Here is a 12,911-nt window from a genome sequence, read left to right as displayed (position 1 = left end):
GAAGGGTAGAAGGTAAAACCTACCGATCGAACATTAATTACAAAAAACGCCCGGGTAAAAATATTACCCGGGCGTTTTTATTTTGTGCGTATCGTCATGCTATAAAGATCCTGAAACAAGTTCAGGAAGACGACCCGCAAATTATTTATGAGTTAGTCCATATAACCCCATCTCACGTCTTCTCTCCTACCCCGATATCGCATTAATGATATCATACTGCGTAATAATCTCAATCTTCCCAGTTTCATCTTCTACTAACACTGCTGAGTTTTCTCTATTGATCAACGAAGAAATTTTATCAATCGAAGTATTCAGATCCACAAACGGGAATGTCGAGGTCATGATTTCAGAAATAGGAGCAGATTTTAATCCCGGATTCTCCAGCAATGCACTCAAAATATCACTCTCCGCAATTTTACCTACAATCATTCCCTGTTGCGTAACCGGAATTTGAGAGATATTCATGGATTTAATGGTATTGATTGCTTCCAGTACCGATTTTTCAGCATCTAAGGTTACAATCTCCGTGCTGTCTTTTTTAGCCAGAATAGATTTAGCTGTTAATTTTTCATCCTGTAGAAACCCACGTTCGCGTAACCAGTCTTCGTTGTACATTTTGCCCATGTAACGGCTACCATGATCATGAAAAATCACAACAACCACATCTTCAGGCTTTAATTTATCTTTTAACTGGATCAGTCCGCCAATTGCTGCACCGGCAGAGTTACCCACAAAAATACCTTCTTTACGGGCGATATCACGCGTCATTAAAGCAGCGTCTTTATCTGTTACCTTTTCGAATAGGTCGATTACATCAAAATTTACGTTTGCCGGAAGAAAATCTTCCCCGATACCTTCGGTGATGTATGGATAAATTTCATCTTTATCAAAAATGCCAGTTTCTTTATATTTCTTAAAAACTGATCCATACGTATCAATTCCCCAAACCTTAATATTTGGATTTTTTTCTTTTAAGTACTTTCCGGTTCCAGAAATTGTTCCGCCTGTGCCCACACCAACTACTAAATGTGTTATTTTGCCTTCGGTCTGTTCCCAAATTTCAGGTCCGGTTTGCTCGTAATGTGCTTGCGAATTGGCCAGGTTATCATACTGATTGGGCTTCCACGAATTTGGCACTTCACGCTCTAAACGTGAAGAAACTGAATAATAAGAACGGGGATCCTCAGGCTCTACGTTGGTAGGACAAACAATTACTTCGGCACCAAAGGCACGCAAAGCATCAACCTTTTCTTTCGATTGTTTATCTGTGGTGGTAAAAATACATTTGTAACCTTTAATAATGGCAGCCATGGCCAAACCCATACCTGTATTTCCAGATGTTCCTTCAATAATGGTTCCACCAGGTTTTAGCTTGCCACTTTTCTCCGCATCTTCAATCATTTTAACCGCCATACGGTCTTTAATGGAGTTGCCTGGATTGGTAGTCTCTATTTTGGCCAGGATTGTTCCCGGAACTCCTTTTGTTATCGTATTTAATTTAACCAGTGGCGTATTGCCAATGGTTTCTAAAATATTATTGTACCACATGCCACAAAATTAAGCAAAGGCATTAAGTATTTTATAAACTAATATTTATTTGAAACATAATTTCGAAAATTAAAATTTAAAAGAATTTTATTGCTTAATCTATAATTATGATCGGCATTATAGATTGATTATTGGGCGAATGGCAAATTGTTTTTTTATACCAGCTTATAAATCTTTCCGGGTAAAGAAACAATAATGCCCTGCATTTCTAAGGTGAGCACTACAATTGCCAATTTGCTTTGTTGTATATTCAATTGCACGCAAAGTTCATCGATAGAAAGCTGACCATGCTGTAACGCATCCACAACTTTTTGTTCGTTCGGGGTAAGACTAAGCTGTAGGGTAGTTTGAGCTACTTTTTTCTTTTCCTTTACTTCATCATCCCAGCCCAGATAATAAATCAGATCGTTGGCATTGTTGATCAGTCCAGCCCTATTTGTTTTAATGAGAAAGTTACAACCTTCGGAAAAAACATCATTTGTTCGGCCTGGAAAAGCATAAACATCTTTATTATACGAGTTGGCTATTTCGGCAGTAATTAAGGCACCTCCCTTTATAGAAGCTTCTACCACAATGGTAGCATCTGCAATACATGCAATAATCCGGTTTCTTTGCGGAAAATTCGGCCGGTCGGGGTTGGTCAGGATAGGAAATTATGTAAGCAAACCACCATTAAGCACCATTTTCTGGGAAATCGTTTGATGGATTTTGGGATACAAGCGATCAAGGCCATGCCCAAGAACGCCTACAGTTGGAATTTTGTTAGCCAAGCATTCTTTATGCGTGGTAACATCTATTCCATAGGCAAGCCCACTTACAATTAACACATTATAGGGTGCTAAAACTTCGCACAACTCTTTACAAAGGTTTTTACCATAGGAGGTTGCATTTCTGGTTCCAACGATGCTAATAATGCGCTGGTGATTTAAATCGGCAGTTCCTTTAGCGTAAAGCAGTATGGGAGAATCGACGCAGTTTTTTAACCGCTTCGGGTATTTTTCATCGGAGAAAAACAACACTTCTATGCCATGTTTTTCAACAAAATCCAGTTCTTGTTGCGCCCTTGTTAAGGCATTGGTACCCCGAATGGCTTCAATTGTTTTCTCTCCAACACCTGGAATTTCCAAAAGTTTCTTTTTGGATGCTGAAAACACATTTTCAGCACTTCCGCAATAAGCCAGGAGGTTTTTCGCCGTTACCGGACCAATAGATTTAATAAACGTTAATGCAATTTTTGTGAAGCGTGCTCATAGTATGATCAGGTTAAATAAATGCGGGATGATTTATTTCCTTCAAGCAAGCTTAAAAATCAATATCGATTAAACTTTTTAATGGAATGTGAATATTATTTTTTAACTGTATATATTTCTCTGTAACGGCCCAAACGGTAGTGTCAACACGTTTTGGACCAATGGTTGTGTTGAATGTAATCACGGCTTTCGATTTAAATTCATTACCCAGCCGTTGTGCTTCATCAAGTTTTGTTTTTAATTCATTGGTGTGATCTTCTTTTGCATTGATAATGTTTAAGTAGCTTATATGTTCCTTTTCTACAATTTCTATTGGCATGGTATCTCTTTAACGATTAATGTTAAACAAGCTTATCAATTTTTTAGAAAAAAAGCAACTCTTATTTATTCAATTTTTGTAATAATTATATAAAAAAGGCCAGTTTCGAAATACAAAACCAGCCTTTCTTGCAATACATATAGTTAATTACTTAAATTTCAGCTTTCTAGTTTCAATCATGCCTTTAAATTCGTGATTCAACTTTTCATTTGCAGCGTCTATCTGAACCTTTGTTGCTCCAGAAGTGCTGCTTAATACATTATCTTTGGCAAGTGCTGAGAAATTATTGTTTGCAGAATAATATAAAGCCTGTGCCAACATTTTTTCAGTTGGATCTCCAAAATCTTTTGTTAAATCATCTGTAACATCTTTATCAACAGCCATACCTGAAAAATAATCACCTTGCCCCGATTGGTTTTTAGTTTGGAACTGTGGAATGTATAAATCGTTTTTATCAATCCGTAGCGCAAAAAAGCCAACAGGTTTACCATAAGTGGTTTTACCAATTAATTTCACGTCCATAACCGGTTTTAAATTGTTGATCAATAATTCGCTTGCCGAAGCGGTACCTCCGGTAACCAAAAAATAAACCCTTGTCAATCCATTTAAAGCACCTCTTTTAGTAAAATTTTCCTGATTTCCGGCCGCCATTGTTGGTTTATAAGAATAATCCGCGTAAGAGTAAAGCCTGGTTACACCATCATTGCCCTTGGCATAAAATTTCTGGTTCTCCAGAATAGTTGCGGCTCCATCCTGCATGGTTTTGGTCCAATAGGTAGTATACATCACACTCCCATTTTGCGAAGGGGGAGCAATTAGGTTTGTAAATGCTTCAGAAGTAGAAACTGAACCACCGCCATTATACCTTAAATCTACTACCAGTTCAGTTACCCCATCAGTAGAAAATTTTGCAAAGGCCGCGTCTAAAGCGGTAAGTGCATTGGTGGTAAAACTGTTAAACACGATATAACCTACTTTTTTTGCCCCAACTGTATAGGTATTGCTATATAATACAGGGTTAATGTCATATTTAGCACGGTTAATCACAACATCTACCGAAATATTGCCCGGTTTTAAAAAGGTTAATGAAATAGATGGATTATCGCCAAATATTGATGCGTTTAAGTTGGCAATATCGGTACTGCTCGATCTGGAAGTTCCACCACCATTCACTTTAGTAATCTGATAACCGCGCTTTAATCCTTTTAAATCAGCAGGCGAACCTGGGTAAACATACTTAACCCTTAAAAGATCGGAAGTATCGAAATTAGCAGAAAAACCGTAATCATCACCTGCACCACCAAGTTGAGTGGCGACCGATCCATCATCAATAAAAGAATATTTATCTTTCCCACCTGTGCTTGGTAAAACCTTTAAAGCAGCCAAAATTGCATTATTTGAACTATACTGCCTTGGGTTAAACGATGTGTAACTTGGCATCCCTACATTCCAAAAGTAGGTTTGCTGTGCATACAGGTAAATTGAATCTTTAGTTAATTCAGCCCTGGTTCCAGATGTACCTTGTGGCACTCCGTTACCATCTGGATCATTATTCGATTTTTTACATGAAACTGTAAATCCAATCACCAATAGCAACGCATACAAAAATGCATTTTGCGAAAAAAATTTTCTAAGCATATTTATCTGTAAATTTCTAGTGACACAATATACGGCAAATTAATTAATTTAGATTGTTGCGCATCAAATTTATTTGCACCAACAACTAGGGCTTGTTCAGCCGATAAACTATTGTCGTTTAGTATGTTCTGAAAAATTTCAGCTTTAGCTTGGTTCAATTCGTCGGCAAAGAATACCGTAAGATATTGTTCGAGTCCATTCCACTCAGTTTGCTTTATTTTATTCAATTGCTGCTCGGGATTCCCAGAAGTTACAATAAATATCTTTTTGCGGTTTACCACAAGTTCCTGCATAAACTCAAGCATGTTTTTATAAAGCAAAAGCTTTAGCGGTAAACGGGCGTTTTGATGTAAAAGATCGAAATTATACTGATATTTTGCATCAATACCGAATTGAGCTGCTGTTCTTTCGAAAAGCTTATCTGTTCCTCCATTTTCATATTCGGAACGCATAAATTCGATAATGGCTTGAGCAGTTTTTTGTTCGGTATATTCTATAAATTGGGCAAACAGGTAATACACCTGCAGCAAATAGTCTTTTTCCGGAAAAAGCACATCGTCCAACTCAAAAATGACTATCTCCTTATCCTTAACGTATTGATATGCGTCCATATTAAACAGTAAAAAGTTTTAAATCATCAGATTGATTATAGCCGAATACACCATTAAATGTGACAGGTAATTTTTGAGCAACCGAATTGCTTTCGCTCGAAAAAATACAATCGCCATGGATAAACACCGCAAAGTTTTGATAATTGGCTTTTTCTTCACCAATATAATCCGTAATTACATCCGCATCCGGCAATAAAACCTGAATGCCATATTCACCAAAAAGTACAGCAGATTTCGCTAAAGGCTCAACCTCATAATCGTGCAGTGGAATAATACAGTCTATGCCTTCTGTAATGCAGAAATTCAATAAAATATGCGCTATGCTATCTTTATTCAGCACACCTAATGAGGCAAAAGCATATTTTTCAGTAATAATGCCTGGCACGCCGCCATAATCGGCTAGCAAAATGAAATGGCTGGGAAATGCTTTCATCAACTTTAAAGCTTTGGCATTATTTCCACCTGTGATGAGTATTTTCAAGATTTAATGATTGAATAAATGAATGAATTAATTTTGAATGAGCGAATAAAGAGATTTATTGAATTTTGAATGATTGAATGATAGATTTAGCGAATAACCGAATGCCTTCTATTTTATCTTAAAATCATACAATCCTTTAACCCTAGACAATTAGTCCATCTTTCATGCTCACCACGCGGTCGCTGGTTTTAGCCAGATGTTCGTTATGCGTCACAATGACAAAGGTTTGATGGAAATTATCACGCAAGCTTACAAACAATTGGTGTAGTCCAGCTGCATTTTCAGAGTCTAAATTACCGGAAGGTTCATCAGCTAAAATGATTGAAGGATTGTTGATCAAAGCTCTTGCAATGGCCACGCGCTGTTGCTCACCGCCTGATAACTGATTCGGTTTGTGCTGGGCCCTATCTTTCAGCCCAAAAAGATCCAACAGCTCGAGTGCCCTGGTTTCGGCCTGTTTTTTATTGGTTTTAGCTATAAAAGCCGGAATACAGATATTTTCAATTGCACTAAACTCTGGCAGCAAATGGTGAAACTGAAATACAAAACCAATATTCTGATTGCGGAAAGTACTTAACAAATCGCCACTCAGTTTATTGATCACCGTACCTTTTAATTCTACAGTACCATTATCAGGTTTATCGAGTGTGCCTAAAATATGTAATAAGGTACTCTTTCCGGCGCCAGATGGACCAATAATACTTACGATCTCCCCTTTTTGCACTTCAAAATTTACTCCTTTTAAAATTTGTAGATTCCCGTACGATTTTCTTATTCCAGTGGCTTTTAACATGCCTCAAATTTAGTAAAATGGTTGGTTAGTTCAATAGATCATTGGTCATTAGTTCATATGTTCACGGGTTAATTGGTTCATGGTTGATAGCTATGGAAAGGGATATACTTCCTGCTCACTCAGGCTATTAAAATCGGTGTAATCCCTAAATTGGTGTCATCATCTCGAAGAAAAAAACAAAAAAGATTTGGAGATATCAATTTTCTATTTAACTTTGAAAAACAAAGCACTTTCAAAATGAGCAATCAAGAAGAACAATTAAATGCCTTAAAAGATATCAGACAAATGATGGATCGATCGTCGAGGTTTATTTCATTAAGTGGTTTATCCGGTGTATTTGCAGGTTTTATTGCCTTAATTGGTGCTTATTTTGCTAATGATGAGATTAATAAGTATGTGAACAAACGTGGTTATGGCTATGGTGTAGATGGCGAAATGGATTTGGAATTTAATCTAATTAAGCTTGGTATTTTTGTATTGATTATTGCTTTGGCAGGCGGGATTTTATTCACTTATAGAAAAAGTCAGAAAAATAACCTGCCAATCTGGGACAAAACATCGAAATCTTTATTGCTCAACTTATTTATTCCGTTGGCTGCAGGCGGACTGTTTATTATCGCTTTACTGATTAACCACCCCAATACCTACAGCATTATAGCGCCTACCTGCTTAATTTTTTATGGTCTTGCCCTGATCAATGCCAGTAAATATACCTATAGTGATATCCGCTACCTTGGTTATTGCGAAGTTATTTTAGGCCTGATATGTATGTTTAATATTGGTTATGGACTTTATTTTTGGGCATTTGGATTTGGTGTGTTGCATATTGTTTACGGATTGGTAATGTATTTTAAATACGAAAGAGGCCAATAAGATGAAGAACCCGATAGCAGATTTAAATAAATTATTCGATAGCCGGATCAGGCTGGGCGTAATGTCTATGCTGGTGGTTAACAATGAAATCGGTTTTAACGACCTTAAACAGATGCTTGAGTTAACAGATGGAAATTTAGCCTCACACCTGAATACTTTGGAGCAGGCCGAATTTATCAAGGTACACAAAGGTTTTATTGGCCGTAAAACCAGTACCACCTACTCGATTACAGCTTTGGGCAAACAATCCTTTAAAGCACATTTGGATGCACTTGAAAAAATGATCAAAAAACTATAGACAATTTTTTTTAACTATTTACTTTGAAATTCAAAGCACTTTTAAAAACAACAAATAAGAAATAAAAATATTTCTATATCAACTTCAAACTAACATCAATTAATAAATTATAAAATGAAAAATAAATCCAACCTCTTATTACTCTCGGCCCTGTTGGGCGGTCTGTTATTTACTTTTCTGTTTTGGCAGGAAAGATTAGCGCTTAATCTATTTATTTATAGCATCTATTTGCTGGTAATTACCTTTATTAATCCTGATGTAGCCAAAAGCGCCAAACTTAAAATTTATAGTTTAGCACATCTTATGGCGGCGATACTAGTTGTAGTTAATAACTCAGACCTATCTATTGCTACCTATTACATCAGCTTAATCCTATTTATTGGTTTTAGCCACAATCAACAAATCAGGACTATTTTCGCGGCTTTTGTTGCGGCTATTTTACAGATGGTAACTGTTCCTTTTAATGCCATTAAACATCTCAGTCAGATAAGCATAGGTAATTTTAATCTGAAACCTGTTTTTACCCTAATTAAATACATTTTTATCCCAATCATTATTGTAACCATATTTTCATGCCTCTATGCAGCTGCAAGTAATGTTTTTGCGCACTATGCGGAGACCCTGTTCATTCACATTGGCAACTTCTTCGACAGTGTACTTCACTTCTTTTTTAAAGATTTAAGCTTTGAGCGCATCACGCATTTCTGTTTCGGTTTGATTTTAACGGGAGGCTTATTGCTTACATTTTTTGATAAAAGTTTGGAAAAGGCCGAGCTGAAATGTAAGGAAGGATTGGTACGCTTGAGAAGGGGTTTAGGACAAAAAACCATATGGTACAATATTTTGCAAACCTTTACGGGTAACCTTTTGACCCGAAAAATGGCACTAAAAACAGAATATATTGTCGGCATTATCTCTTTTGCTGCACTTAATCTCCTATTGCTACTGTTAAATGCGATCGATATTACCACACTTTGGTTTGGTTACGAACCCACAGGTAATTTTTCGGGTGAGCTGCACCAGGGTACAAATTCCCTGATTTTCAGTATTGTGATGGCCATGGCCGTAATCTTATACTATTTCAGAGGGAATTTGAATTTTTACCACAAAAGCAAAACGTTAAGGTTATTGGCTTACACCTGGATGGTTCAAAACTTCATCCTCATCATATCGGTATTTATCCGTGATGGCTATTATATCGAATTTCATGGCTTAACCCACAAAAGGATTGGTGTTTTGGTATTTGCCACGCTTTGTATCATTGGTTTGGCAACAGTTTATTTCAAAGTAGCCAAACAGAAAACAATATTCTATTTATTTAAGATAAATGGAAATATCTGGTTCGCATTGTTACTGGGTTTTAGCATCATCAACTGGGACGTCTTAATTGTAAAGTATAACCTAAACCATGTTGATGCCGTTTCGATCGATCCTTATTATTTAACTTCCTTATCAGAAAAAACGCTGCCCTTCCTCGATAAAAATAGGGCAAAGATCCATCCCTCTACAAACAACGATTCCGAAATTGTCAAAGTAGACCAGCCAACGGAGGAATTGATGAGAAAATTGGATAAACGGATCGGTTATTTCAAGGCGCGTTATGAGCAGGAAAGCTGGTTATCGTGGAATTTACAGGATTGGAATACGGCAGCATATTTTGGATTGAATAAATAAGAAAATGAAAAAAAATAGCAAATATTTATTTTATGCAATGGGTATGGTATTGTTTGTTGCCTTAAAATTGATCTATGTTTCGTTAAGCATCAAAGGCTTACTGTTTATACTAGGTCCAACCAACTACTTTGTATCGTTGATAACGAACTCTGATAGTACATTTATTGAACATTTAGGTTATTTTCATCAAGACCTCAATATCACAATAGAAAAATCGTGTTCGGGCTTTAATTTTCTCCTATTAAGTTTTTTAATTACGTATTGCTCATCGGTCAGTTACTTAAAAAGTATAAAGTCAATGTGGATTGCAATGCCCATTTCGCTTGTATTTTGTTGGATATTAACCCTCTTCGTTAACACATCAAGGATAACAAGCTCAATTTTAATAGGCAAATGGGCAGTTATACCAAAACAATACCACTTAATTGCACATCAGGCAGAAGGCACATTTATCTATCTATCCTTTCTGATACTATCCTATAAACTAATTAACCATTTACTAAAAACTTACGCTTGTCAACATGAAAAACCTGCTTAATCCAAAATGGCTTATTGTCATTAATATTATCCCTACGGTAATATTATTGCTATTATTTTATGGCCAATTCGGCATAATTAAAAGTCTACTTACAACAGAGACTGTAACCGTATGGCTAAACTTTTCACTGATCCTACTTATATTAACCCTGATACAACTGGCTTATATTGGTTTTAGCATATTAAAAAAACAAAAGCTTTCCATCTACTATGCATTTTTTAGCCTATTGATTTATACGATCTTATTGTATGCTTATGCACAGTATACTGATATATTGATTCCATTTTCAGTTCCACAGTGGATGATCAATATAGATATCGTTTTATATCCCGGTACTTTTTTAATGCCGACCCTAATCCACGCACTTTTTATCCTTGTGGTTTTTTCGAGCCGAAAAAGCAAAACATCATCTGCCTGGCTAAGTTTTTTATATGGTATTTCTGTTCCAGTACTTGGATACCTGTTTTCGCAGGTTGTTCTTCCATTATGGCAAAAAACCGAAAGTAATTTTGAGTTAAATGCATTGATCGTTTTATTGATTATAGGATCGATACTATTCCTATTTTTTATCTGCAGGGGTATTTATATCCTAACGAATATTAACGCGCAAAAAATTTCAAAATATGCTATTTACTTAAAAATATTAGTCGCTATAATTTTACCAATTACAGGCTTGCTTTTTAACAATGGTTCATTGTCATTCTACCGTGGGTTAAGCGGGTCAATTTTCGGGAATTTTGGCAGTATCTGGTTTTATATCATTGCTTTAATAAACGGAGTACTCATCTGTTTACCACCTTTTAAAAACAATAATTTTCGTCTTGTGCGGTTCTTAGGGCTTGTGATGTGCTTTCCTTATACTTTATACTTTTTCCTGGTATTCTTACCCTATTTACCCCTGGCAGTAATTGCTGTGGTTGCAATTGGCATAGGCTTTCTGTTACTCTCACCATTATTTCTGTTTATTCTACAGGCTAATGAACTACGAAAGGAGTTTAATGAGCTGGTCAAAATTTACTCCCCTATAAGACTGATCGGCTACATAAGTTTGGCGATATTGATTTTACCAGGTTTTATTACAGGATCAAATTTACAGGACAAATATGTTTTAAATAATGCGTTAGCGTATGTATACAGTCCAGATTACGCTAAGATTTATAACATTAATAAAAAATCATTAACCAAAACTTTAGCGCGAATACAGCAAAATAAAGGAAGAAATAGTTTCTTATCAGAAGAAAAACTGCCATTCTTAACACCATATTACAATTGGCTGGTGTTAGATAACATGATTTTGTCGGATGCTAAGATAAATACCTTAGGCGCTATTTTTCTTGGCGAGCGCGTTGAGTCAAAAAAAGAAGTGACCAATCAAGCTTCACCTAAAGTCAAAATATCAAAAATAGAAAGCAGCAGTAAGTTTGACCAGAAACAACAAGCCTGGGTGAGTACGGTTGATTTGGAGCTAACAAATCCTGCAAATACAAATTTAGATAGCTACGAATCAGAATTTATATTACCTGAGGGTTGTTGGATCGGCAATTACTATTTGAATATTGGAAATAGAAAAGAATACGGAATATTGGCAGAGAAAAAAGCAGCGCTCTGGGTTTTTTCTCAAATCAGAAATGAAAGGCGGGATCCAGGTATTTTATATTATTTAACAGGAAACAGAATTGCATTTAAAGTATTTCCCTTTTCAGCTAAAGAAACCCGCAAAAGTGGAATAGAATTGATCCACAAAACACCCATAACTTTTAATATCGACGACCAAACAGTTTTACTCGGAGACAACAACACCAAAAGAACCGCCAAAACGGAATCCATCAACGGTACGGTTTATGTCCCTTTAAATGAAAAAGCAAAACTGAAACTCGTTAAAAGAAGACCTGAATATCATTTTATAATGGATGTTTCTAAATACAAAGCAAGCAGCAAGGCCGATTATGTCGATCGCATCAACAACTTTATCAACAAAAACCAAATTAACCCAAAAAGCATCAAACTTAATTTCACAAGTGCTTTTTCAAAAGAAATAGATTATGCGCCCGATTGGAGAAATCAACTTAACCATCAATTATTTGAAGGTGGCTTTTATTTAGAAGGGGCAATAAAAAAAATATTAATAGATAACTACATTGCTAACGCTAATGTATATCCCGTTATGATCGTAATAACCGATACTTTAGAAAATAGCATATTACAAAATGATTTTGCAGATTTTAAAATCGCTTATCCGGAAAGTAATGATTTCTATGAGCTCGATCGGTATAATCATCTTTGGATCCATTCATTGAAGGATAAGCCTAAACAGCGATTACAACTTGCAAAAACAATAGAAAATCCTGGTGTGTACAGTTGGCCAAATACAACAAAACCTAAAGCCTATTTAGCCAATAACGGTCAGCCATCAATAACTATTGATCACAAAGAAATAGCCAACAACCCAACTAACGGTAATAAAAGACAATGGTTGGCAGGCCTAAACCTACAGGGAATATGGCTTAAAAGTTTGATCAATGGTGGCCAGTCTGACAAATCACATCTTAATTTAATTAAACAAAGCATGTATAGCGGAATACTTTCACCAGCTACATCATATCTGGTTGTAGAAAATGAGGCCCAAAAATTAGCTTTAAAAAAGAAACAGGAACAAATCTTGTCAGGCAACAAAAACTTAGATCCCGATGAGGAAACACAAAGAATGGATGAGCCAAATTTGTACATGATCGTCGTACTATTGATAATGGTATTCTTATATAAAACCAGGTATAATCTGAACTTTTTTAAAACCATTAAAGAACAAACCTAATTACCATTAACCTCTCGCCTTTGCTAAACTTTTGTTGGATTTAGTTTTCCCGGTGTATTGCGCACCGGGAAGCAAA

11 protein-coding genes and 1 pseudogene are annotated in these 12,911 nt (G+C 36.0%); 5 read left to right on the top strand and 7 right to left on the bottom strand.

From position 1 onward, the window contains the following. Nucleotides 1-186 precede the first annotated feature (186 nt). From R2S57_RS08295 to R2S57_RS08260, 7 genes and pseudogenes are all read right to left on the bottom strand, one after another. Entirely contained in the window at nucleotides 187-1,548 is a 1,362-nt protein-coding gene (locus R2S57_RS08295) for a pyridoxal-phosphate dependent enzyme (protein ID WP_316844575.1), read from the bottom strand. Nucleotides 1,549-1,703: 155 nt separating this feature from the next. Then, nucleotides 1,704-2,729 (bottom strand): annotated as a pseudogene (gene dprA, locus R2S57_RS08285) (DNA-processing protein DprA). Nucleotides 2,730-2,850: 121 nt separating this feature from the next. Continuing rightward, complete coding sequence (locus R2S57_RS08280) at nucleotides 2,851-3,117, bottom strand: hypothetical protein (RefSeq protein WP_316844574.1); 267 nt, start codon at nucleotides 3,115-3,117, stop codon at nucleotides 2,851-2,853. Nucleotides 3,118-3,264: 147 nt separating this feature from the next. Beyond that, nucleotides 3,265-4,755 carry a S41 family peptidase gene (locus R2S57_RS08275; RefSeq protein WP_316844573.1) on the bottom strand — a complete coding sequence of 497 codons (1,491 nt, stop codon included), beginning with the start codon at nucleotides 4,753-4,755 and terminating at the stop codon, nucleotides 3,265-3,267. A 2-nt stretch (nucleotides 4,756-4,757) separates the two neighbouring features. Beyond that, complete coding sequence (locus R2S57_RS08270; protein ID WP_316844572.1) at nucleotides 4,758-5,366, bottom strand: HAD family hydrolase; 609 nt, start codon at nucleotides 5,364-5,366, stop codon at nucleotides 4,758-4,760. 1 nt (nucleotide 5,367) lies between these two features. Next, complete coding sequence (locus R2S57_RS08265; RefSeq protein ID WP_316844571.1) at nucleotides 5,368-5,847, bottom strand: hypothetical protein; 480 nt, start codon at nucleotides 5,845-5,847, stop codon at nucleotides 5,368-5,370. Nucleotides 5,848-5,989: 142 nt separating this feature from the next. Beyond that, nucleotides 5,990-6,640, bottom strand: coding sequence for an ABC transporter ATP-binding protein (locus tag R2S57_RS08260; RefSeq protein WP_316844570.1), 651 nt, complete (start codon nucleotides 6,638-6,640; stop codon nucleotides 5,990-5,992). 237 nt (nucleotides 6,641-6,877) lie between these two features. Between R2S57_RS08260 and R2S57_RS08255 the strand changes: the two genes are divergently transcribed. From R2S57_RS08255 to R2S57_RS08240, 5 genes are all read left to right on the top strand, one after another. Then, nucleotides 6,878-7,513: a hypothetical protein gene (locus R2S57_RS08255; protein ID WP_316844569.1), complete on the top strand. Its 636-nt coding sequence runs from the start codon at nucleotides 6,878-6,880 to the stop codon at nucleotides 7,511-7,513. Nucleotide 7,514: 1 nt separating this feature from the next. Further along, the gene (locus R2S57_RS08250; RefSeq protein ID WP_316844568.1) at nucleotides 7,515-7,811 is read left to right on the top strand and encodes a transcriptional regulator; all 297 of its coding nucleotides are present in this window, start codon (nucleotides 7,515-7,517) and stop codon (nucleotides 7,809-7,811) included. 114 nt (nucleotides 7,812-7,925) lie between these two features. Then, nucleotides 7,926-9,485 (top strand): DUF4173 domain-containing protein, encoded by a 1,560-nt coding sequence (locus R2S57_RS08245; protein ID WP_316844567.1) that lies wholly within the window; start codon nucleotides 7,926-7,928, stop codon nucleotides 9,483-9,485. A gap of 4 nt (nucleotides 9,486-9,489) precedes the next feature. Further along, a complete protein-coding gene (gene xrtK / locus R2S57_RS30500; protein WP_410479069.1) occupies nucleotides 9,490-10,023 on the top strand; it encodes an exosortase K in 534 nt (177 codons plus the stop codon). Next, on the top strand, nucleotides 10,007-12,835 hold the full coding sequence (locus tag R2S57_RS08240; RefSeq protein ID WP_316844566.1) for an MSEP-CTERM sorting domain-containing protein: 2,829 nt from the start codon (nucleotides 10,007-10,009) through the stop codon (nucleotides 12,833-12,835). The genes xrtK and R2S57_RS08240 overlap by 17 nt, the downstream gene beginning before the upstream one ends. Nucleotides 12,836-12,911 lie beyond the last annotated feature (76 nt).

Origin of the sequence: Pedobacter psychrodurus (genome assembly GCF_032678585.1) — a bacterium.
Classification (GTDB): Bacteria; Bacteroidota; Bacteroidia; order Sphingobacteriales; family Sphingobacteriaceae; genus Pedobacter; species Pedobacter psychrodurus_A.
Note: the sequence above shows the minus strand (reverse complement) of the source record. Positions and strands in the feature narration are given on the sequence as shown.